At 41.9% G+C, this 22519-nt stretch carries 20 protein-coding genes and 1 pseudogene; 14 read left to right on the plus strand and 7 right to left on the minus strand.

What is annotated here, in order from left to right:
- Positions 1 to 3 precede the first annotated feature (3 nt).
- The 7 genes and pseudogenes from MKY66_RS16465 to MKY66_RS16495 form a co-directional block, all read left to right on the plus strand.
- Positions 4 to 993, plus strand: a complete 990-nt coding sequence (locus tag MKY66_RS16465) for an ATP-binding cassette domain-containing protein (RefSeq protein WP_076215227.1) — start codon at positions 4 to 6, stop codon at positions 991 to 993.
- On the plus strand, positions 990 to 1799 hold the full coding sequence (locus tag MKY66_RS16470; protein ID WP_076215230.1) for an ABC-2 family transporter protein: 810 nt from the start codon (positions 990 to 992) through the stop codon (positions 1797 to 1799). Before MKY66_RS16465 ends, MKY66_RS16470 begins: the two co-directional genes overlap by 4 nt.
- Positions 1800 to 1802: 3 nt before the next feature.
- Positions 1803 to 2615: an ABC-2 family transporter protein gene (locus MKY66_RS16475; protein WP_256704316.1), complete on the plus strand. Its 813-nt coding sequence runs from the start codon at positions 1803 to 1805 to the stop codon at positions 2613 to 2615.
- A 31-nt stretch (positions 2616 to 2646) separates the two neighbouring features.
- On the plus strand, positions 2647 to 3597 hold the full coding sequence (locus MKY66_RS16480) for a methyltransferase domain-containing protein (RefSeq protein ID WP_076215233.1): 951 nt from the start codon (positions 2647 to 2649) through the stop codon (positions 3595 to 3597).
- Entirely contained in the window at positions 3590 to 4561 is a 972-nt protein-coding gene (locus MKY66_RS16485; RefSeq protein ID WP_076215236.1) for a 3-oxoacyl-[acyl-carrier-protein] synthase III C-terminal domain-containing protein, read from the plus strand. The genes MKY66_RS16480 and MKY66_RS16485 overlap by 8 nt, the downstream gene beginning before the upstream one ends.
- A complete protein-coding gene (locus MKY66_RS16490) occupies positions 4552 to 5130 on the plus strand; it encodes a hypothetical protein (protein WP_076215239.1) in 579 nt (192 codons plus the stop codon). Before MKY66_RS16485 ends, MKY66_RS16490 begins: the two co-directional genes overlap by 10 nt.
- 1215 nt (positions 5131 to 6345) lie before the next feature.
- Positions 6346 to 6993: pseudogene (locus MKY66_RS16495) on the plus strand (hypothetical protein); the annotation flags it as partial.
- A gap of 135 nt (positions 6994 to 7128) precedes the next feature.
- Here the strand turns inward: MKY66_RS16495 and MKY66_RS16500 are convergent.
- The 4 genes from MKY66_RS16500 to MKY66_RS16515 all read right to left on the minus strand — a co-directional run bounded on the left by MKY66_RS16500 (position 7129) and on the right by MKY66_RS16515 (position 11388).
- Complete coding sequence (locus tag MKY66_RS16500) at positions 7129 to 7650, minus strand: NUDIX hydrolase (RefSeq protein WP_076215242.1); 522 nt, start codon at positions 7648 to 7650, stop codon at positions 7129 to 7131.
- Between the two features lie 3 nt (positions 7651 to 7653).
- Positions 7654 to 9318, minus strand: coding sequence for a ribonuclease J (locus MKY66_RS16505; protein ID WP_256704322.1), 1665 nt, complete (start codon positions 9316 to 9318; stop codon positions 7654 to 7656).
- Positions 9319 to 9488: 170 nt separating this feature from the next.
- A complete protein-coding gene (locus tag MKY66_RS16510) occupies positions 9489 to 9908 on the minus strand; it encodes a universal stress protein (protein ID WP_024634059.1) in 420 nt (139 codons plus the stop codon).
- Positions 9909 to 9924: 16 nt separating this feature from the next.
- Complete coding sequence (locus tag MKY66_RS16515) at positions 9925 to 11388, minus strand: SulP family inorganic anion transporter (protein WP_076215245.1); 1464 nt, start codon at positions 11386 to 11388, stop codon at positions 9925 to 9927.
- Positions 11389 to 11552: 164 nt separating this feature from the next.
- On the opposite strand from MKY66_RS16515, the gene MKY66_RS16520 reads away from it, so the two are divergent.
- Entirely contained in the window at positions 11553 to 12095 is a 543-nt protein-coding gene (locus MKY66_RS16520; RefSeq protein WP_076215248.1) for a recombinase family protein, read from the plus strand.
- A gap of 91 nt (positions 12096 to 12186) precedes the next feature.
- Here MKY66_RS16520 and MKY66_RS16525 read toward each other — a convergent pair whose 3' ends face one another.
- The gene (locus MKY66_RS16525; protein ID WP_076215251.1) at positions 12187 to 12726 is read right to left on the minus strand and encodes a cupin domain-containing protein; all 540 of its coding nucleotides are present in this window, start codon (positions 12724 to 12726) and stop codon (positions 12187 to 12189) included.
- A 240-nt stretch (positions 12727 to 12966) separates the two neighbouring features.
- Between MKY66_RS16525 and MKY66_RS16530 the strand changes: the two genes are divergently transcribed.
- The 3 genes from MKY66_RS16530 (at position 12967) to MKY66_RS16540 (ending at position 16027) form a co-directional block, all read left to right on the plus strand.
- Positions 12967 to 14019, plus strand: coding sequence for an NAD(P)-binding domain-containing protein (locus tag MKY66_RS16530; RefSeq protein WP_076215254.1), 1053 nt, complete (start codon positions 12967 to 12969; stop codon positions 14017 to 14019).
- Positions 14020 to 14084: 65 nt separating this feature from the next.
- Positions 14085 to 14543 carry a MarR family transcriptional regulator gene (locus tag MKY66_RS16535; protein WP_076215257.1) on the plus strand — a complete coding sequence of 153 codons (459 nt, stop codon included), beginning with the start codon at positions 14085 to 14087 and terminating at the stop codon, positions 14541 to 14543.
- A gap of 80 nt (positions 14544 to 14623) precedes the next feature.
- Positions 14624 to 16027 carry an NAD(P)-binding domain-containing protein gene (locus MKY66_RS16540; protein WP_076215260.1) on the plus strand — a complete coding sequence of 468 codons (1404 nt, stop codon included), beginning with the start codon at positions 14624 to 14626 and terminating at the stop codon, positions 16025 to 16027.
- A 335-nt stretch (positions 16028 to 16362) separates the two neighbouring features.
- Here the strand turns inward: MKY66_RS16540 and MKY66_RS16545 are convergent, their stop codons facing one another.
- Together MKY66_RS16545 and MKY66_RS16550 are read right to left on the minus strand one after the other, a co-directional pair.
- Positions 16363 to 17571, minus strand: a complete 1209-nt coding sequence (locus MKY66_RS16545; RefSeq protein ID WP_076215438.1) for an IS110 family transposase — start codon at positions 17569 to 17571, stop codon at positions 16363 to 16365.
- Between the two features lie 399 nt (positions 17572 to 17970).
- Positions 17971 to 18828, minus strand: coding sequence for a LysR family transcriptional regulator (locus MKY66_RS16550; RefSeq protein WP_076215263.1), 858 nt, complete (start codon positions 18826 to 18828; stop codon positions 17971 to 17973).
- A 153-nt stretch (positions 18829 to 18981) separates the two neighbouring features.
- Here MKY66_RS16550 and MKY66_RS16555 point away from each other — a divergent pair, with 153 nt between their 5' ends.
- The 3 genes from MKY66_RS16555 to MKY66_RS16565 all read left to right on the plus strand — a co-directional run bounded on the left by MKY66_RS16555 (position 18982) and on the right by MKY66_RS16565 (position 22164).
- Positions 18982 to 20088 (plus strand): NADH:flavin oxidoreductase, encoded by a 1107-nt coding sequence (locus MKY66_RS16555; protein ID WP_256704317.1) that lies wholly within the window; start codon positions 18982 to 18984, stop codon positions 20086 to 20088.
- 287 nt (positions 20089 to 20375) lie between these two features.
- Positions 20376 to 21233: an arginase family protein gene (locus MKY66_RS16560; protein ID WP_076215268.1), complete on the plus strand. Its 858-nt coding sequence runs from the start codon at positions 20376 to 20378 to the stop codon at positions 21231 to 21233.
- Between the two features lie 55 nt (positions 21234 to 21288).
- A complete protein-coding gene (locus MKY66_RS16565) occupies positions 21289 to 22164 on the plus strand; it encodes an arginase family protein (protein WP_076215271.1) in 876 nt (291 codons plus the stop codon).
- Positions 22165 to 22519 lie beyond the last annotated feature (355 nt).

Raw genomic sequence — 22519 nt, forward strand, 5'->3', positions numbered from 1 at the left:
CAATTGACAGCGATCCAAGTGGTGCAGTTAGCTAAAAACTTCACCTATTACACCAAAGAGGTCGGAATGCTTCATTCCATTAAAAACCTCTTTTATCGGAAAAGTTTGACGAAGGAAGCGGTGAAAAATATCTCCTTTTCGATCGAAGAGGGGGAAATGGTTGCATTCCTTGGGCCTAATGGGGCAGGCAAAACGACGACGCTAAAGATGCTCTCTGGCATCTTACATCCAACTAGCGGCGAACTTACTGTACTGGGCTTCAAGCCTTATGAGCGAAATAAGGAATTCAAGAAGCAGTTCGCTATTGTAATGGGGCAGAAGAGTCAACTATGGGTTGACTTGCCTGCGGCGGAATCCATTTTGCTAAACAAATATATCTATCAGGTTGACGATCAGCATTACAAACAAACACTGAACGAACTCATCGAACTGTTGGACGTCAAGCACATTATGAATGTTCAGGTAAGGCGTTTATCGCTAGGTGAGCGTATGAAGATGGAGCTCCTTGCGGCGCTTATTCATAAACCGAAACTGCTTTTCCTGGATGAGCCGACGATCGGACTCGATATTGTTACACAGAAAAAGGTGCGGGAGTTTTTGAAGTATTACAACGAACAGCATAGGACAACGATTATTTTGACAAGTCATTACATGAAGGACATCGAGGATCTGTGCAAGCGGACGATCATTATCAATGATGGCAGGCTCGTCTTCGACGGGGATCTGAAGCGAATCGACGATGTCTTGAACGACACAAAAATCATACAGTTGAAATTTAAGCAACACGTAGCGACTGGACAGCTGCAGTTGTACGGGAAGGTGCGTCAATCGGACGGATTTCATGCCACGCTGGAGATAAGTAAGGAGCGCATTAGCATGGCTTCCAGGGATTTGCTTGAACACTACCCGATTGAAGATATTACGATCGAAGATATTCCTATCGAGGAAGTCGTTGTATCCTTGTATCAGCGGGATGATCGGGTATCCGGATGAATGCCTTTCCCAAATACGGACGCGTGTTCCAGTTAGGCGTTCAGTCTTCACTCGAATATCGACTTGACTTTCTCTTTTCCTTGATCAGTGCATTCTTTCCGATTCTGATCCAATATTATATTTGGACAGCGGTCTATGGAAGATCAGAATCGTCGGAATTTTTCGGATATACCTACGGCCAAATGATTTTATACACGATAACGGCAGCCATCGTGACAAAAATTGTGACAACGGATATAGGTCAAAACGTGGCCACCGAGATCAAGGATGGTGGGTTGAATAAATATTTGGTTCAACCGGTCAGTTTTTTCGCTCTAAAGCTATTTACTATGCTGGGGCAAAAGATTTTCTTTTTTTCAGCCATGCTATGTATCTTGCTGTTTACACTCGTTTACTTGACCGGAACTTATGGTATACGGATTCCCTTGGCACATATTCTACTCTTTATGGTGTCAATGGTCCTGTCTTTGTTGTTAAACTTTCTTATCTCTTATACGCTCGCGGCTGTTGCATTTATATTGTCTGAAATCTCCTATTTTTTTGAAATGACCGGCTTATTTGTCATCATTTTAAGTGGTGGTGTTTTTCCGATTGAGGTGTTTGGTAAGACCATAAATAAGATTTTAGACTACTTGCCGTTCAAGTATACGATCCATTTTCCAGCGAATGTTATTAATGGCAGATTGTCAATGGACGAGGCAGTACAAGGAATCGGGATGCAGTTCTTCTGGATGATCGCGCTGCTTGCCTTTTCACGGATCGTATGGCGCGCCGGTATGAAGAAGTATCTCGGATTGGGGGGCTGACCGGTGAGAGGATGGCTGGTAACGCTTCGCAACTACCTAATGATTTACTTTTTGTTCATTAAGAACTGCTTTATTGCTCAAATGGAATACAGGACGAACTTCATACTCGGGATTGCTGTGGAAATCGCTTACTTGTTTGCCAAGCTGCTTTACGTCGTAGTAGTTTATGAGACGGACTTGCATATCGGATCGATCACGCCTGATGGTATCTTGATGTTTGTCGGCACATACACGATTATGACCGGTCTCTATTCCGGGCTGTTTTTCCCTAATTTCGTGAGGGTATCCGAGTATATACGCAGCGGGACGTTGGATCTACTCATGGTTAAGCCAATTTCACTACAGTTTTTGGTTTCGCTTCGATACATCGATCTTGGGATGCCAATTCCGAATTTCATCGCGGGTGGAACGATGGTTGTGATCAGTTGGAATGCATTAAATATTCCCGTAACGGCATGGAGTTTATTCTCATTTTTGTTTTACTTGGGGACAGCGTTGATCATTACTTACTGTCTGATGTTCATCCCAGCTTTGTTATCCTTCTGGCTTGTTAATACGGGAGGACTGGCGGGAATTTTCTATTCTATTTGGGACGCCAACAATATGCCAATGCCGATCTATTCACGTTTCATCCAACGAATCGGCGTGTATGTGCTGCCTTTTCTCGTCATTACGAATTTTGGGCCTATGATGGTGATGAATCAGCTGACACCTGCTTTGGCGGTATGGGGCGCTATCGCACCAATCGTGCTCCTTGTAATCGTTCGCTTCGTTTGGAATCGGGCAATACGTAATTATAACAGTGCAAGCGGCTAAAGGCTGACAGCTTAATTGAGGGAGGAATGACATGCATATGCTTCGTTGGCCGGCAACCGGCATTTCCTTAGTATGTCCTTTTTGCAAGTCAAAGCTAAACACATCGGATCAAGTGTTGGTGTGCGGGGAGTGCGCGGTCAGTTATCTCTTCGGTGATGGTGGTGTTCCGTTTATGCTGGCTGATCTGCAAGGGCAGGAAAGCGGGGAAACTGCAGTCCTCAAAAAAGATATCATGAAGATGTTCACTAACTATAATCGGTCCTTGGACGAGAGTGGCTTTTCCCGCTTCTCGACATTTATCAATTGGGGGTTCGCCTCCGAGTTCAACCAGGCACCAGCAAGTGTCAATCGAAACTCCATCCGGCTTCTGCAGGAGTGCTTGGATGGTTTATATCTCGAGGATAAGAACATTTTGGAGGTAGCCTGTGGCAGGGGGGGAGGCGTGCGAGAGCTCTGTCGAAGTTACGGTGTGAGAAGCGTTGTTGGCTTAGATCTGACCGAAGCCAATATTGCATTTTGCCAATTGACCAACCGTTTCCCAAATGCCTATTTTTGTGTTGGGGACGCCGAGAGGCTTCCTATCGGTTCGTCATGTTGTGATTTTGTCCTCAACATGGAAGCGTCTGATCTATATCCGTCGATTAAGTCTTTTTATGACGAGGTCTTCCGGGTACTGAAACCGGGCGGGACTTTTGTTTATGCGGACGATTTGCCAACCTGGAAGTTTGACAATGGTGAACGGTATTTGCTTGAACTGGGCTTCGAGCTGCTTATATCACGTGATATCACGGGGGAAGTTTTGCTTTCAAGTGATCAAGTTCTAAAAAATCGCATAGCCGCTTTTGGATCTGAAGGTCAGATGGATACTGCGATTTGGAAAACAATGGGTGTGCCAGGTACGTCCTTGTACGATGAAATGAAGAGCGGGGAACGCCAGTACAAGATCATGCATTTCCGAAAGCAGCCTCATCACAATGTATGAGAACCACTTGACGATCGTCGATTATTCCGTCTATCTCCCGAAGTCCCGTATCCATGTCACGAAAGCGATTCAGCAGGTGAAGGCTGACGGCGTTGAATTTCGAATGAGCGATTCCGAATACTTGAACAAAGGCTTTGAGCTGGTGCCCATAGAAGAGGAACTTGAATTGGAACAGATGATTGCTACCGTGTGTAGGCCAATTTTGCACCGGGCTCTGCAAATGAATGTACAGATCGCGGCAGTCATGTTTGCTAGTGTAACGAATAATGAAAACGGTGAACGGAATCTTTTTGATCGCCTAGCAGATGAATTCGCCCTTGAGACAGTCCCATTTATCCCTTTGGAGGAATATTCTTGTTCCACGATGCACTTATCGTTGAGTCTGGCGTCGAACTACTTCATGGCCCCGTGTCAGCAAGGTAAAGGAATCTTGTTCATCACTGCCGACAGAGCTATGAATTCTTATGAACGGAGCGATCCGTTCATGGTGTTCGGTGACGGCGCGAGTGCTGCTTTATATATGAAGGGGCAGCGTCAAGGACAGCAGACACTTGCTTCGGTTATGAGAGTCGACGGCCTCGTATACGATCTGGATCCAGATCGTATTCAATTATATTACTCAACGTTTTATTTAGGGGTCAGACAGGCAGTAAAAGCAGCATTAAGCGAGTCCGGTATTCACATTGCTCAGATCGCCGTGATCTTTTGCACCAATTTGGGGCTACACGTATGGAGTATGCTGGCTCAAGTACTGAGGGTGTCTCTGGAACGCTTCTACAATCTAACCCTCTCCAAGGACGGACACATTCATAACACCGATATCCTAAATAATATCGATCACGCTATCTGTTCAGGTTTCTTGAAAGAAGGGGACTTGTATATGACGATTTCCGTTGGCTTCGGAGGCTATTACGGTTGTGCGATTCATCGGTATTCCAAGAAGGTGAACGAGCTATGTATTTGACATTTCATCATGCTGAGGCAGCTTTGAGATTTGAAATGCCATGGGGACGGATAACCGATCTAATTGAAACGAATAGGAATTGGACCGAAGGAATTGACTTGCTCTGTTACTGTCATCAGACGGACTTGGAAACTGGTGTTAATGGCTGTGCTAAACTGAGACAAGAATTAGGGCTAAATGAGGTTATGCCCATTTCCGTCGGGCAGTCGGGTAGCCTTTCTCTATATAATGCATTAACATTATTAGACTGGATGTTCAATAGCGGTACAAAAAATCATGCTCTTTGCGTCATTGCCGACTCATTCATTCCGGATCATATGGACAAACAAGGGAGTTACATGAGTATGATCGCATTGATCGGTGTATCGACTATGGCCGGGGATTATCGAGTTGAAAGCTGCCGTAAGCTTCCAGGTACCAGCGTTAAAGCTGGAGCGAAAAGTGCAGTTGAACCGATTCTAAAGCTTGGGCTGCACCACCCGGAGTTTACAAGCGATCCGGAGATGGAAGTCGTCACGTTCGATGCTGGAGTCTTCGGCGCAAGCCAACTGAAGTTGCGACGGACATAATTCCCTTCACCCGCTCAGTTTTACCAAGACCATATAGGAGAATGTTTGTTTTTTTCATGGGCTCCATCGTGACCTCGAGATGATGGCGGCATTTTACATTGCGCAGAGTATTACAGATGGAATTACACTAAACTCTTCTCAGAAAATTATCTCGGCGGCAGCGTCTAACTTCAAATGTCGAGGGACAAGAACTTGGTTCCTCTGCCGAAAAGGACTTGAACATTGTGTCATTTCGGATTAGGTAGATATCTAAATAGCATCATGATGGAACTTCCATGGCGAGATAAAAGCCACATAAATATAAAACTTCGCTTGAATAACGATTTTTCTGTATCAAGAATAGGTTTTTCGGTTTTTCGGACCTAACGCAAGAACTTAGTATTTGCTGGAAAGGTTAAGAACATGGTACCATGTCGATTAAAATATTAATCAGCAGTACCGACTAAGAATGTGTGGTATCTTCTGGTAGAGCATCGTTCTCGCTATTGAAGTAAGGTTATTATGAGAGACCAGTAGAAAAAAATTCCAGGGAAGCCTGCGCTAGCTTGAGCATATTAAAACACCAATAAAACAGTTACAAAAATCACTATCACTCTAGTTTTTTTGATATTTTCTTGTGTCATTCTTTGTCGAGGGACAAAAACATAGTCCCATTGAAGTCGCTATTTAGCGGCTTTTTTATTTTATCGGCTTAAGTTCTTGTCCCGGAATGGACAAGAACTTAAGCCGATTACCGATTGGTGCAGGAAATACACGGAAAGTCTTTTTTATTTACGATAGTATTTAACTCGAAGGGAGGGAGAACGATGGATTGGTTTGGAGAGGATGAAAAGCGCAATCGATAATATCGAAACAAATAAAGACAGAACAAGATAGCCAGATTACCCACCATTCAAAAGGACGGATTTCAGCGAAGCTATTTGTACCATGAGGACGAGTTTGATTACATATGATCCTCTCCTCGTTTATTATGTTTACTTTTACATACCAAAAATACATCCCTGATGCTTATTTTCAAGGTTTATATAAAAAGTACGTATACATATTAATGATGGTTATTATAAGGTTTACAGGACTGTTTATGGCGGTTTAAAAGCTATATTGACCTAGGTTTTTAGGTCTATTATTATGTTAGGGAACGCGTTCGCATTGTTTGATCTGTTGTTGTTGAGGAGTAGATAGAATGGAATTTATAATGGTATTTGGCTTTAATCAATTTTAGTCGTTATCCTTTTGGCATTTATGATGAGTTTCTTGGGTACAGGTCAGGATGTAACTTTAGTACTCCTAGTAGGAAAGAAAGTGCTATTTTTCATAGGCGTATTTGTTGCAGGGGTGTTTATAGTTCCTCGCGTTATGGATTTGATGGGGATGGCCGGTATAGTCGGTTCATTTGCTGCCGGTATTGCTTCAACTGGTTTACAAGAAGGGCTTCTTTTACCTGAATACTTCACTTCAGTTTTTATAATGGTCATACTTACAACTTTAATAGCGCCACCAATGTTAAAGGTGTTATTTAAGCCACGTAAGGGAAACTGCTTCAAAAGAAAGGCGGACTATAAGAGTAAAAGGGGGCTGATTATCATATCTAAACTCTACTTGTTTTCTTACAAGCCTAAAAATGAAGGATGGACCGAGGAGTGTATTAACTTTCATCTTGAACATCTGTTTGAGGTCAAACATCTTCATGACAGAGTGTATTTAATTAAAACAGCTGATGATATTGATTTGTTAGATAAGTACCTTCTTGAGTGTCTACGTACACACGATAGTTATTTTTTGCTACAAATTAGTGAAATGCCTGTCACACATCGTCAGAATGGTCTTATATCTGAAGATGTAACTAGATGGCTTCAACTCTAAATAATTTTATCGGACTTTCATTAGATAGTTCGTTATAGACAGGTTAGTTTAATTTTATGGCCCCATGTGCTTGTCCTGGTTGAGGACATGAATACGGGGCCATTACAAATTACATTGCGAATCTAATATTCTAAACTAAAAGATTAATTCAGACGCAATAAGCTCCAACACAATCGTCTCTCTTTCAATGGAAAATCCCATGGAAGCCTCTTTATTCAATATTACCTGCCGATTATGCTTAATGGCCTGATGAATGTCGATCCAGACGGCAGACATCCCATTGTTCATTTCATAATCTTCGAGTTTGGCTTCTCCAAGCTGTTCATGAATGTTGCAAACATAATAATAAGATAACATATGGATCAGATCATATTCGGGTTTGTAATGGGGACGATACTCTTCAATGTAGCCGAACTCGCTTGTCACCTCCACCTGGGTAGCTCCGGTTTCTTCAGCAATTTCTCTTCTTAGCCCACGAAGTAGGTCCTCATCCGCTTCCACACCACCTCCGGGAAAACTGTAGTCGTTATATCTACGGGTATAGAGTAGAAGAATCTCAGAACCACGCATAATAATGCCACGTGCTGCTTTTCGTTCAAAAATCCGTCCATTTAGGGCGGGTGTATCGGGATGAATTAACTTTTGAATCATTCTCATTGTTTAGTCGTCCTTTACTTGAGTAGGATGTGAAACGCTATGAATGGAAGAGAAAATCACAGGAGTACGTTGTAATTGTGAGTAAAAGAAGTTCTGGAGTACTTCTGAGATTTTATGTTCCCAGATCTCACAGCTGGCTTCTTTTTTCTGCTCTAGTCCATATAGTGCGGATTTCAATTGTGATTCTGCTGTTTTCATCAGTTTGTTAGCATCTCGTACATAGACAAACCCTCGGCTAATGAGGTCAGGCCCTGATATCATTTGGCATGTCTCATTGTTTAAGACAAGTGCGACAATAAGTACACCATCCTTAGCCAATCTATTGCGTTCATCAATGAGTTCAGGCTCATGATTTTCAACTTTACCACGTATCACAAATGACGATCCCGAAGGGAGATTTCTTCCTTTTCGAGCATGATATTTAGTAATGAGGAGAGGCTCTCCAATATTCAATACATAGATTCTGTTGGAGGGTATTCCAACTTGCTCAGCTAGTTTTTGATGGCTTACCAGCATTCGATATTCTCCATGGATCGGTATGAAATATTTCGGGCGCATGGTCCGTATCATCAGTTTTAAATCCTCACGTGATCCATGCCCGGAAGTATGAATGTCATACTCTGCTCCGTAGAGGACAGCGGCTCCAGAACGCATCAGCATATCTATGCTTCGATTGACTTGAATGACGTTACCAGGAATCGGAGAAGATGAAAAGACAATCGTATCTCCTGGGAATATTTGAACGTGACGGTGGGAGCCGGATGCAATACGGGTTAATGCTGCATTAGGCTCTCCTTGACTACCCGTGCATAAAATGATGACTTGATGATGTGGAGTGGTGTGGATTTCCTTCATATCCATTAGCATACCTTGAGGTATATGAAGGTGTCCAAGTTCTTGGCCAATGGAGAATATTTTTTCCATGCTGCGGCCCAGTATTAAAATTCTCCGATTACACTCTGAAGCAGCATGAATAACTTGTTGTAACCTGTGAACATTGGACGCAAAAGTCGCAAACAAAACTCGGCCTTCACATTGCTGGATTAATTCCAAAACAGATTTACCCACTGTATGTTCTGAAAGGGACTGACCTTCACGTTCACTGTTGGTACTATCAGACAGCAAAGCAAGCACGCCTTTTTCACCTAACTGCATCATTTTATGAAGATCTGCTGTCTTTCCTTCAGGTGTCATATCAAATTTGAAGTCACCTGTGTGCACAATAGAACCATAGGGTGTATCTACAACGATACCAAAAGCATCGGGTATGCTGTGTATTGTTCGGAAAAAATGAACAGAAAGATGCTGAAATGACACGCGTTCGTGATCCTGAATGATATGAAAATCCACTGAATTCGTTAACTTGTGCTCTTCCAACTTGGCTTTGACCAAGCCGATCGTTAGTGCACCGCCATAGATTGGAAAGGAAAGATGTTTGAGCAAGTAGGGGACAGCACCAATATGATCTTCATGTCCATGGGTAAGGAAAAGAGCTTTGATCTGTTGAGGCTTGTCCAGCAAATAACGTATATCAGGAATAATGTAATCTACACCATTCATATGGGCATCGGGGAATTTCAAACCTGCGTCAATCAAAATGATTTCATTTTTGTATTCGATCCCATACATGTTCTTTCCAATTTCCCCGAGACCTCCAAGCGCAAAAATACGTACAGCAGGAGGAAGATAGCGTGATGTTTTTTGTGGTTTTTGAGTCTTTAATTTGGAGTGTTCCAAGATATTCTCTCCTCCAGTCAACGTTTAAATGATCTATTTCCTTTTAGAAAAAGAAGCGAGACCTCTGCAATTGCAGAGGCCCCATGCTTCATATCCATCATCTATTTCACAATCATAACTGGACAATGAGCCCTCTTAACAACTTTATGACTCACACTTCCAAGTACGAATTCCTGTAAGGAGTTCAGTCCCCGACTTCCGATAATAAGCAGATCAACGCTGTTCTTATTCGCGTAATCAACAATCGTAGGACCAGGATCTCCATTTACGAAGGTAACTCGATAGTTCACATGTTTCTCTGTAAGTTCTTGCTGAACAGGCATAAGTTTCTGTTTACGTTTCAGTTCAATTTCCTCATGATTCTGAGAATGGAGCACTTCATCTTTGACCTTGGATAGGTCTACAACAAATAGAATCTCGACCTCAGCATCAGGGATTAAGGACGCAATATAAGCGGCTTCTTTCGCTGCCCGAATGGCATTGTTAGAACCATCTGCAGCAAGTAGAATATGTTGATACATGTTCATCTCTCCTACCTTAATGTGATTTTAATTGTGCATTTGGATCTTGATAAACCGCTAACTTATTTACGAGTTTTTCACTTGACGTATTCAGTCCTTTAATCGTGACACGATTATGATTCTCCCGATATCTTATGACCACTTTATCGACAGCGCCTACACCTGAATCATCCCAAATGTGTGCATTCGAGAAATCAATGACAATTTCCGAATCCGCAATCTCGAAGTCAAAAGCCTCGATAAACCCTTCCACTGATGCAAAGAATAATTGACCCGTCACATCAAATCTTACGTTTTTCTCCGTGGAGAGATGCCTCACTTTAACCTTTGAGATTTTGGAAGCGAAGAATATCGCACTAAGAATGACGCCGACAATGACACCCAATGCAAGATTATCGGTCGCTACAACGACAATAACGGTGACTAGCATAACAAGTGCATCACTTTTTGGGGCTTTACGGAGATAAGAGAAGGAAGACCAGTCAAACGTTCCGACGGCTACCATGATCATAATCCCGGCGAGTACAGGCATAGGGATCTGAACAACGACACCGCCAAGTACAAGGATAAGGAACATGAGGAATACGCCAGCTACGAGCGTAGATAACCTTCCTCGTCCGCCAGACTTGACGTTGATCACAGACTGTCCAATCATGGCGCAGCCTGCCATTCCGCCGAAGAAACCGGTAATGACGTTGGCAATTCCTTGTCCGCGAGCTTCTTTGTTTTTGTTACTGTTCGTTCCCGTCATATCATCCACGATGGAAGCGGTCAAGAGAGATTCGACCAATCCGACAATAGCCAGTGAAATAGAATAAGGGAATATAATTTGTAATGTTTCGATATTAAAAGGAATATCGGGAATAAAGAATGAGGGAAGAGATTGTGTGATAATACCTAGCTCTCCAACCGTTCCCAAATCCAGGTTACCCCAAATGGCAGTTGCGGTTAAAACCACAATGGCAATAAGAGGTGCTGGAATGGCTTTGAAGAATCGGGGCAAAACATATACAATAAGTAAGGTAACTGCAACGAAGATGTAGGTCAGCGTGGATATGCCTACAAAATGGGGAACTTGTGCCATGAATATCAGAATAGCGAGAGCATTCACAAAGCCGATCATGACAGCCCTCGGGATGAATTTCATAAGTTTCCCGATTTTGAATACACCAAAAAGCAATTGGATAACGCCAGTAAGAATGGTGGCAGCCAGTAAATATTGAACGCCATGTTCCTTGACCAAAGGAACCATTAGTAAGGCCATGGCACCTGTAGCAGCAGAAATCATCCCTGGTCGGCCACCAATAAATGAGATGATGACAGCAATACAAAACGATGCATACAGACCCACCATGGGATCTACACCAGCAATAATAGAAAATGCAATGGCTTCGGGGATGAGTGCCAATGCCACTACTATCCCGGCTAATATGTCCCCTCGAATATTAGAGAACCAATCTGTCTTAATCCGTTCAATCACGTGTACTTCCACTCCTTATCTTTTTTTTATGACTCTTACTCGACTAAAAGTCATATCCGGTTGAAGTATATTGATCTTATCACAGGGAGTTCCAAAAAGGAACCATTTTGGTTCTTATTTTGTGTTATAATTTTATAATGTCAGTTGCAGTTAGGAGTTTTAACATGATTATTGGCTATATGAGACCTTCACAGGATGACCCGAATTGTCAAAATCAACACGAAATTTTAAAGCGGAAATCCTGTGATCGAATATTGAAGGAAGAACATTCATCTGCAAAGCAAAGAACGCAGCTAAATGCCATGATGAACCAGCTCGAAGCAGGAGATGTCGTCGTTGTTACTCGATTGTTCTCCTTAGCTGACTCTACAAAACATCTTGTCGATCTGCTGAAGGAATTTCAAAAGCGAGAGGCTCATCTGTATTCTCTGAATGAAAATTTGAATACCCAAGACAGTTCTGGTCGTATTTTTCTGGAGCATGTGAAGGCTTTACTTGATTTCCAAGGAGATTTAACTAGTGAAAGCACGAAAAAAGGAATGGATGAAGCGAAGGAAAAGGGGATGAAGTTAGGTCGTCCTCGTAAATTAGATGGCAATGTGATGAAGGCGATACAAATGTATGAAAGTAAAGAGTACAGTCTTGCTGAAATTCGTGAAGAAACAGGTATTAGCAAAACAACGTTGTACCGATATCTCGATAAGTAATTAAATTAAGAAATAGCCTGATTTTCTCCACGACGAATGAAGAGAAATCAGGCTTTTGTATTAAAATTGGTTAGCATTAGAATACGATCAACTAACTTTCAGAAGACATGGCAATGGCTTTCGTTTCATGCACTGTCCCATAAGAATGCTCAGGCGGCGCATAGATCACGTACACTTTAAGTGGTATACTGCCTGTGTTGGTGATATTGTGCCATTTTCCAGCAGGCACCATAACGGCATAGTCCTCACAGGCCATCGTTTGAAAATTCAATTTGTCTTTCTCGTCTCCCATTTGGACAAGTCCCTGACCTTCTTCAATCCGTATGAATTGATCGGTTGTCGGGTGGACTTCCAGACCGATATCTTCGCCAACACGGATACTCATCAGAGTCACTTGAAAATACTTTCCTGTCCATAGAGCCGTACGATAATTTTGATTATACTTTGTGGCTTGATCAATATTGATTACAAGTGGTTGTTGTCCATAATCTTTTATTTCTAAATTTCCACCAGGGTGACTAAGGTTCACATTTCCATGGCAATACGGAGGGGTGAGGCCCTGTCCGTTGTTATTCCGGATGTTAGGCACTGGATTATGCCATTGATTTCGATTTGATAATTTAGGGTACATGCTCATTCTCCTTCTTTGGTGAAATGTCTACTCACAACCTATGCAGCCGCCTATATAAAGGTATACAACATTTGCAATAATGGGCATGAGCCTACATGAACACTCACAGGGTAGGTTTTTAGATGAGATAACTAGTCACCGAAGAAAAACACTTGCATTTTGCAAATAAATAAATATACTAAACGAGTACATATCTTGTAAGAAGGAAATTACTCTAACTATATTTGAAGGAGATGTGTTATGGAACCAACACTCTGGGATGTCATTGTTATTGGTGGAGGTCAGGCAGGACTTGCTTCCGGTTATCATTTGAAAAAGAGAGGGCTGTCTTTTTTGATTCTGGAGGCAGGAGGAGAAGCGGTAGGGGCGTGGCCACAGTATTACGATAATTTGAAGTTATTCTCACCTGCCAAGTACTCTTCTCTGCCTGGGCTTTCGATAGATTCTCCAGGAGATCGATACCCTCATCGTGATGAAGTTATTCAATACTTGAAAGACTATGCTACTCATTTTGACTTGCCTTTGGTTTATAACAACCGTGTAGATCAAGTATCCAAAGAATCTGGCGTTTTTACAGTAACAACTTCAAGTGGAGAGAAATACGTGGCTCGCAATCTGATTTCGGCAACAGGATCGTTTAGCAGGCCCTATACCCCTTCGATTCCAAGCGATGAACAATTTGAGGGGGAAATCTTACATTCCGCGACGTATCGAACACCGGCCCCTTTTCATAATCAATCGGTCATTGTTGTAGGGAGAGGAAACTCCGCGGTTCAGATTGCGATGGAACTATCCGAAGTAGCTGAAACAACACTTGCTGTGAGAGAACCAGTAGCACTAATTCCACAGCGTCTCTTGGGCCAGGATATTCACTTCTGGTTTAAGTTAACGGGGATCGATTCGTTTTGGAAATTTGGGAAGTCATTTGCAAACGGGTCATCCGTTCTGGATTTGGAGGGATATAAGCAGCGACTTAAAGCGGGAAACCCGAAACAAAAGAAAATGTTCACCGCATTTTATGACAGTGGGGTGATCTGGTCTGATGGATCACGAGAAGAGGTCCAAACCGTCATTTTCGCGACAGGATATCGCTCTAACGTTTCTTATATTGATGCATTAGGTGGACTGGATGGTCAAGGCGAACCCGAGCAAAAGAACGGGATCAGCAAGAAGATTCCTGGACTTTATTTTGTAGGTTTATCTGGACAGCGCTCCTTTGCATCAGCGACCCTTCGGGGTGTCGGACCAGATGCTGATTATGTCGTTAAGCATATTCAAAACAATGTGAAATAGCAGAAGAATGCACGATAGTTGCAATATACAAATAATATGTTTATAATAGACACCAAGAGGTGATCATGTTGCCGGATAACCAAAACCCAAGAGAGTTATTACAGATCATGGTACGTCGCTTCGGCTTGCTGGATAAAAATTGTTGCACGGTTGGAGAGCAGGAAATATCACTAATCCAAAGTCATATCCTATATGAAATTAACCATCAACATGAGCCATCTATGCAACAAATTGCCGAAACGCTAGCCATGGATATTACAACCTTTAGTCGTCAAATACAGACATTGATTAAGAAAAACCTGGTCTTAAAAACACCTCATCCTGAAGATCGGAGAGTATACATTCTGAGATTGACGGTAGAGGGGAAGTTTGTAGCGACAGCTATAGATCATCGGATGAATACACATCTGGAAGAGGTTTTTTCTTTCATGACCGATACAGAAAAAGCAATCGTTATGCAATCTGTTAAACTGCTTAATGAGAGTATGTTAAAATCGAAAATGTGCTGTACGCCAGTGGGGTAATGAGCATTATTACCCCGTTACATTTCTCTAATACTTGTAATTTGCAAATATATTCAATTAACTACTGGAGGTCGTTTGAAATGAAAAACATTGAATTCAAACAAGTCGAGTCCTGTTGTGCACCTACGCTCACGGAAAACCAGATCTCTCTTCAAGAGCCTGTACACCAAGGAGAGCTATCTCATTTACCTGTAGCCATCATTGGTGCTGGGCCTATTGGTCTGGCAGCAGCAGCACATCTGCTTGAAGCTGGCCAATCCTTTATCATTTTTGAGGCGGGGAGCAAAGTAGGTGAGAATATCTCCAAGTGGGGCCATGTTCGTCTATTTTCACCATGGCAGTATAACGTAGATAAAGCAGCAGAAAGGTTGTTGACGAAGAATGGGTGGATTGCCCCATCTCCAGACGAATTACCGACGGGACATGAGCTGCGTGATCTGTATTTACGACCACTCGTTGAGTTACCCGAGATAAACTCCGATCTTCATTTGAATACACGTGTTGTTGGGATCAGTCGCAAAAATACAGATAAAATGAAAACACCCGGTAGAGAACAACAACCTTTTGTCATCTATGTAGAAGAAAAAGGCAAGGCCAAACAATATGAGGCGAGAGCTGTCATTGACGCTTCGGGAACCTGGGGAAAAGCAAATCCGGTGCTTTCAAGCGGAGTACTGACTTCTCAGGAGCAATCTCTTCATAAACAGATATTCTATGGTATACCGGATGTACTTGGGGCCGATCAAGTGCGCTATACGGGTAAACATATTGCTGTCGTAGGTGGCGGCCATTCAGCCTTAAATACGTTACTTGATCTATCCAGTCTGCAAGAAATGGATTCAGGTACAAAACTGACCTGGTTGATGAGAAGAGATCAAGTAGAGGAAGCTTATGGTGGAGAAGCGAATGATCAACTGGAAGCCAGAGGTGAGCTAGGAAGTCGAATGCATCAACTCGTTGATGCAGGAAAGGTCAACGTGATAACGCCATTTCATATTCAGGAACTTCAGCAGAATGGCGATCAAGTTACCATCATTGGAGAGCAACGTGGTGTAATTCATGAAGTAGCTCAAGTGGATGAGATCATTGTGAATACAGGTAGCAGACCCGATTTTACCTTCTTAAGAGAGTTAAGGCTTAACATTGACCAGATTACCGAAAGTGTCGAAACCCTGGCACCATTAATTGATCCGAATGTTCATAGCTGCGGCACCGTTCGTCCACATGGTGAGAAAGAGCTTCGTCATATGGAACAAGGGTTGTATATTGTAGGTATGAAGAGTTATGGACGTGCACCTACCTTCCTTATGGCTACTGGATACGAACAGGTTCGTTCGGTGGTTGCTTTTCTGGCGGGTGACCTAGAGGCGGCTTCAAAAGTAGAGCTGGATCTACCGGAGACCGGTGTATGCAGTGTCAATCTCCAGCAAGTGAAGGTGGTAGCTGAGGAAAAGGGTGATTGCAGTCCTTCTTGTACCAATTGAAAATGGAAGAGAGTTTACGAACACCCGAAGCGTTGGTTCTAATTTGAACCAACGCTTTTTTATGAGACTTAACCCATAAAAGGATCAGATATTTACCCATAAGTATGTCAGAAAATGCTTAGAATTTTGGTCTACTCGTGATATTTAAATGTATTTGGAAGCATAAAGTTGCCGTGAGTCCCTACTAGGACGGCTTTTCATTAAACTATACCAGCTAATAGCTTGTCAAGATTACCAGTAAATGATACTAAATCATGTGGTATAGTAAAAACGAGCATGCCAAATAACCCTCCAATTTCCGTCGTGTATTGGAAGGTTATTCCAATAGCAATCTTTTAAATTGGACGAAATTCCTTTTTGTTTCTCAAGATTGCATAGAGCCAATGGACGAGCTTATTCGCACATGCGATTAGAGCTACTTTATGTGGTTTGCCTTCTGCTCTCTTGCGATCATAGAACGCTTTGATTCGTATATTTCGGGAGCGTATAAGCCCACACTGGACAGCCATTACCAGGGCATAACGCAACTGCCTAGAACCGCGTTTCGTGATTCGGTTTCGAGTTGCTGTAAATTTACCCGAAGCAAAGACACTCGGGTCAATGCCTGCAAAAGCCACTAGCTTTTTTGGGTGATCAAATCGGTCGACTTCTCCAATTTCAGATAAAATTGTTGCAGCAATTTTATGCCCAATACCGGGAATCGACTGAATTAATTCATACTCTTCAATTTCTTCAGCCAGAGCATTTATGTTCTGTTCCAGTTCAGCAAGATGCTCTTGGTACTGAAGAATAAGGGTAATAAGAACTTTCAAATTGATTAAGTGGCTTGCATACATGGTTTGCTGAAATGGGTTTTGCTTTGCCGCGTGTAGCAGTCGCTGAACCCGTTGGTTAATCCAGCCCTCAGAACGCCCCCGTTTCGAAGAAAGCAGTTCTTTCATCTTAGCTTTGAGTGTAATTTCATCCGTCTGCAAAACTGAATATGAGGTTGGAAAATCACTTAAAAACCGTAGTGAAATACGGGAATACATAGCTCCAAAGACGCCTTTATAAGCTGGGAAAACCTGATCTAAAACGGCTTGGAATTGCAGCTTCGTCTGTACACACATCTTTGAAAGGGACTCATACTGTCTTGTAAGATAGCGCAGATTGAGAAGTTGCACACCTCTTATCTTAAAAGGTTCAAACTCTTCCTTGTAGTACAACTCTCCTAGTAGGTAAGCGTCCGCAGCATCCGTCTTTACTTTACGAAGTTGAGACTTTCTAAGCCGATTTGAGATGAGCGGATTAATGACAATGTAAATGTAGTGATGTTCTTCTAAGAACTGAACAACGGGACTTTGGTAATGGCCGGTTGCTTCTAGAATAAGCAGAGGACGAAGTTTGGATACAGTCTCAACATCCTTCAAAACCTCATGTAAAATGGCTAGACCATCACGAGTGTGCTCAAAGTGGAACGTCCCTCTGAAAGGCTTTCCGCGTGCTAAAAAGGCTTGTCCATGACTTTCTTCTTTTGAAATATCTAGACCGACAACTGGATTCATTTCATCTCTCCCTGTAAGTTTAGATTCACCGGCATCCCTAAGGTTCTTCTTGTCGCTCCATAGCATCGCTTGTTATACGGGATCTTACGTCCCAACCAGCCTCAATCATGGTCATGACAAGTAGGGCGAACACTATAGCACTCGGGATCAAGTCCCACGGGCAGGTACGTTCGACCGGGCTACCTTAATCCTCTATACAAATGAAAAAAGGATCAACCAGAAAGAACTGGTTGATCTCATAATACGAACGGGCAGGTTAGTTTATTGTGGTATCATGAGTGTTTAAGTCGAAAATAGTTTTGAAAGTATTTGCTACGCATTGATTTGAAAAAATTATTTGAAGAAGAACATTGCCAGCTATCTATAGCGATAGCTTGGCTTTTTTCAGTTCGAGCTAAATTATGCCCAATTCTCTGCATGTTTTTTAATCAATTGGATCATCTGGTCCATTGCCGGTGAAATCCATTTATCTTTGTGATATGCCAGATAGGTGGATATTGTGGGACGATCTGGTTCAACTTCTTCACCTTGAAGTTTATTGTTTTTTAATTCTTCTTTGACAGAGAAATAAGGAACCATAGATATGCCAAGCCCACTCTTAACGCATTGCTTAATGGCCTCAATACTTTGGAATTCTAAACTATCTTTAACATCAATATTTTTGTAATCAATATAGTTTCTAAACACCGATTTATAACTGCAACTTCGTTCGGTGTATAACATGGTTCCTTTATCGGATTCCATTTTCTGTGGTGGACTAATTACAACCATTCTTTCACGAATCAGGCGCTCGCAATGTAATTCTGGCGAATTCCATCCATCTTTCTCTAGAGCGACGAGGAGGTCAATTTCACCACTTTGCACAGCTTGAGTAACGTCTTGGTAATCAAGTGATTTGAGAGTGAGGTTTACTTGTGGGAATTTTCGTCTGTATTCCACTAAAAGTGAAGGAATACGACAGATCATTAAAGACTCCGAGATACCGAGTGTTAAATTACCAGTTGGCTCATTATTTGTAGTGAGCGCTTGAGTGTACAACTCAATGATTTTTAAAGCATACGGCAGGAATTGATGACCATACTGAGTAAGAACGACTTGTTTACCCAAGCGATCAAAGATAGGTTTTCCAAGTTCAGTTTCCAATTCTTTAATATGCGTTGTGACAGAAGACTGAGCATAACCTAGTTGATCAGCTGCTTTCTTAAATCCCCCTTTTTCAACGATGGTCTTTAAGGTAATTAGATGACGAAGTTCCATAATTACATCCTTTCGTTATAATGATTCAATTTTATTGAATATTTAATTCGATAACATCAATTTTACCGATCAAATTAGTTGTTTTATAATTTACTTGTTCGAAAAGAATAAATCAAGATAAGCAACAAAACTTTGTAAAGGTGGATGCTAAGAGTGAATCAACATCATAAATTGTTAGAACATGTTCAGGTCGGGAATTCTATTGTAAAGAATCGCGTGGGAGTAGCTCCGATGACACGTACTAGTGCAACACCAGAAGGTTTGGCTACAGATCAAATGGCTGAATATTATGCTTCTTTTGCTCGTGGAGGATTTGGTTTTGTTATTACGGAAGGAACTTACACGGATGAGCTATATAGTCAGTGTTACTTTAACCAACCTGGTTTAGTGAATGAAGAACAAGCAAATGCCTGGAAAAAAGTTGTAGATACTGTTCATGAAGCTGGTGCTCAAATCATTGTTCAGCTAGAGCATGCAGGAGCGCTTTCGCAAGGTAATCGATTTAAATCCAAGAACCTTGCACCTTCTGAAGTACTCCCTAAAGGGGAGCCGTTATCTTTCTATGGCGGTTCTGACAAGTTCTCTACACCACGAGCTGCTACAAAAGAAGACATTGAGCAGGTTATTCAAGGGTTTATTGAATCTTCATTGCGTGCCAAACAGGCTGGGTTTGATGGAGTAGAGATTCATGGAGCAAATGGATATTTATTGGACCAATTCCTAACGGATTATACCAACCAGCGCACAGATGAGTATGGAGGTACGACGGAAAATCGAGTACGGATTCTCGTTGAGATATCAACGGCAGTTCGAGCAGCAGTCGGTCCAGAATTTACAATAGGCATTCGGATATCTCAAGCCAAAGTCAATGATTATGCTCATAAATGGGCCGGCGGAGAGGAAGATGCTAAAGTCATTTTCGGCCAGTTGAGAAAAGCCGGGTTGGACTACATTCATGTAACCGAATATAAGGCTTGGGAACCTGCGTTTGAGAAGGGAGGACCTTCACTGGTGGAACTTGCAAAGAAATATGCAAAAACGATAATTATTGCTAATGGTCAACTTGAGAGCCCTTCAAAGGCATCCGAAATCATCGGACATGATCAGGCGGATCTCGTAACATTAGGCAAAGGAGCTTTGGCTAATCATGATTGGGTTGAAAGAGTCCAACAAGGAAAGTCGATAGCCGAGCTGGATCAGGACAAAGTATTAAGACCTGACGCAACGATTAAAGATTATGAGATACTTGCTAACTGGTAACCCACATTGTTTTAAGCAGCATTCTTTTATTGGAAGGGACAAACTCAAGTGACAACTGTAAACGTGGATAGACTGACTTCCCTATTAAGAATGCATATTCAGACCATATCAGAGTGAGCGTCTATAAAAATTAAGCAAAGAAAATTCGACTACCATCGGATTTTCTTTGCTTAATAGGAGATACACTACCTTTTAGGATAGTAGCTATCTAATAAGTGCGTACTTTTAGTACTTTTTTATTCGTGATAACGTAGAGCTATTCTGTTTTAAAGAAAAGGAGTAAACACATGTCTGCACATACTATTCGTCTACTAATGCCGCAATGGCAAGGTGGAGATAACCCAAATTATTCTTTTGGCGCTGAGCTTCTTGCTTGGTTGGCACCACAAAATGATCAGCCGCTCATTAAAGTTCCAGTGTATGAGCCTGACGAAATGGGGCTAGAAGTTGAGAATGGAATCCGAGGCAGAGCCCACGTTATAAATCAATTGAAGTCTGCTCAACAAATCATCGCTGCCTATCAGCCAGAAAGCATTATTATGTTTGGTGGTGATTGCCTGGTTGAGCAAGCTCCTTTTGCTTATTTAAATGAACGATATAATGGGGAACTAGGTGTACTCTGGATCGATGCCCATCCAGATATTTCGACTCCGAAGGAATTCGCAAATAGTCATACCATGGTGTTGGGTAATCTCTTAGGAGAAGGAGACACGGAATTCGCAGGTGAAGTCAAAGTACCTTTGAAGCCAGGCAACATCTTTATTGCAGGACTGGAAGAAACGTTCGCTCATGAAACCGAAATGATTCAAAGGCTTGGGATCAAGACTGCAAGTACAAAAGAACTGCAGGACAAGCCTCAGGCTATCACAGAATGGATAGTTGATCAGGGCATTAAGCATCTGGCAATTCATCTTGATTTGGATGTTCTTGATCCAAGCATATTCCGGTCTTTGCTTTTTGCGAACCCTGACTTAAAAGAACCGATTGACTTTCCAATGGGAAAAATGCACTTCCCGCAACTGAATAATTTGATTCAAACGGTATCCCAAGAAACAACGGTAGTAGGACTGGGAATTACCGAACATATGCCTTGGGACTCAATGAATTTAAAAAGTCTATTGAATGGTATATCTATTTTCAATTAAATTACCCAGCGACGTGTGCAACCTTGAAACTCAAAATGCAAATTGGAGGCACTTTATGGACAATGAAGAAAAAACGTTGCGGTTGATCATGCCTCAATGGCAGGGCGGAAATAACATTTCGTATCACTTTGGAGCTCAGCTTCTCGCATGGCTTGCACCGGTTTCGGATGATGAAACTATTGAAGTTCCAATTTCTACAGACCCTACAATTGATAAAAAAGAGGATGGAATTGTAGCAAAAAATCAAATTATGCAACAGACCCTTTCAGCTTTAACTATTCTCCAGAATCGAAATCCTGAACGAGTAGTCGTTCTAGGGGGAGATTGCAGCGTTGAGCTTGCCCCGTTCGCTTATCTCGCTGAAAAATATCAAGAAGATTTAGCGATATTGTGGATTGATGCCCATCCGGATATTAAAACGGCAGAATTGTACTCACATTATCATGCGATGATCCTCGCTACTCTTCTCGGAGAAGGAGACACCGACCTAGCTTCATTGGTTTCTTCCAAAGTAGACCCGAGTCGTTTAGTCTTCGCAGGAATTAACGATGAGAAGGAAAAATCACCTTACGTTTATAAAAAATTTAATTTCCCTAATGTAAGTTCAGAGGAGTTTGCTTCTTCTAGCGAAAAAGTGATAGCTGCTTTGCGTGCAACGGGCGCTTCCCGAATTGCCATTCATTTTGATTTGGACGTGCTAGATATGCACGAATTCCGTTCCCAAGGCATAGCTAGGCCAGATCGTTATGAGGAGTATGTACGCAAAGGATTGAAACGTTCATCCATGCAGTCCGTGACTCGTTTAATACAAGATGTAAACAATGAATTTGATGTTGTCGGGCTAGGCATTACGGAACATCTACCTTGGGATGCACTTTCGCTTTCAAAGATGCTTCATAACTTGCCATTGTTGAAAAAACAAAAATTGTAAGAAGGTAGAAAGAGAAGTTTAAAGCAGTTCTCCTGTTTTAATCGTATTTCCTTTGAGGAGAACTTTCGGCTTCGCTTCATAAGAACAGAAAACGTTGAAGTATTTAACAAAAAAGTAGGTTTAATTGAAATCGACCATTCAACTAACGGGAAACGATAGCTCAATAAATTCATGTGAAGTCAATCGTAATAGTGGTTGGCTTCTTTGACTTTAAAGATTTCATTAAAACCATAATTTAAACTTACTAACTCAAATTGTACATTTTGAAGGTGCTACTTCCTGCAACCGATATTTTTAGTGATTTTTCATTCAAAAAGGTCCTGAAACGGGCACTTTTATACTTTTCAAAGCGAAA

This window comes from Paenibacillus sp. FSL R5-0766 (assembly GCF_037971845.1).
In the GTDB taxonomy this organism is placed as follows: domain Bacteria; phylum Bacillota; class Bacilli; order Paenibacillales; family Paenibacillaceae; genus Paenibacillus.

Excerpts from the sequence above, each read along its gene's own strand:
- MKY66_RS16525 (WP_076215251.1), bottom strand. The coding sequence starts at position 12,726 with ATGTACCCTAAATTATCAAATCGAAATCAATGGCATAATCCAGTGCCT.
- MKY66_RS16520 (WP_076215248.1), top strand. The coding sequence starts at position 11,553 with ATGATTATTGGCTATATGAGACCTTCACAGGATGACCCGAATTGTCAA.
- MKY66_RS16540 (WP_076215260.1), top strand. The coding sequence starts at position 14,624 with ATGAAAAACATTGAATTCAAACAAGTCGAGTCCTGTTGTGCACCTACG.
- MKY66_RS16500 (WP_076215242.1), bottom strand. The coding sequence starts at position 7,650 with ATGAGAATGATTCAAAAGTTAATTCATCCCGATACACCCGCCCTAAAT.
- MKY66_RS16560 (WP_076215268.1), top strand. The coding sequence starts at position 20,376 with ATGTCTGCACATACTATTCGTCTACTAATGCCGCAATGGCAAGGTGGA.
- MKY66_RS16550 (WP_076215263.1), bottom strand. The coding sequence starts at position 18,828 with ATGGAACTTCGTCATCTAATTACCTTAAAGACCATCGTTGAAAAAGGG.
- MKY66_RS16480 (WP_076215233.1), top strand. The coding sequence starts at position 2,647 with ATGCATATGCTTCGTTGGCCGGCAACCGGCATTTCCTTAGTATGTCCT.
- MKY66_RS16530 (WP_076215254.1), top strand. The coding sequence starts at position 12,967 with ATGGAACCAACACTCTGGGATGTCATTGTTATTGGTGGAGGTCAGGCA.
- MKY66_RS16510 (WP_024634059.1), bottom strand. The coding sequence starts at position 9,908 with ATGTATCAACATATTCTACTTGCTGCAGATGGTTCTAACAATGCCATT.
- MKY66_RS16485 (WP_076215236.1), top strand. The coding sequence starts at position 3,590 with ATGTATGAGAACCACTTGACGATCGTCGATTATTCCGTCTATCTCCCG.
- MKY66_RS16535 (WP_076215257.1), top strand. The coding sequence starts at position 14,085 with ATGTTGCCGGATAACCAAAACCCAAGAGAGTTATTACAGATCATGGTA.
- MKY66_RS16545 (WP_076215438.1), bottom strand. The coding sequence starts at position 17,571 with ATGAATCCAGTTGTCGGTCTAGATATTTCAAAAGAAGAAAGTCATGGA.
- MKY66_RS16565 (WP_076215271.1), top strand. The coding sequence starts at position 21,289 with ATGGACAATGAAGAAAAAACGTTGCGGTTGATCATGCCTCAATGGCAG.
- MKY66_RS16470 (WP_076215230.1), top strand. The coding sequence starts at position 990 with ATGAATGCCTTTCCCAAATACGGACGCGTGTTCCAGTTAGGCGTTCAG.
- MKY66_RS16490 (WP_076215239.1), top strand. The coding sequence starts at position 4,552 with ATGTATTTGACATTTCATCATGCTGAGGCAGCTTTGAGATTTGAAATG.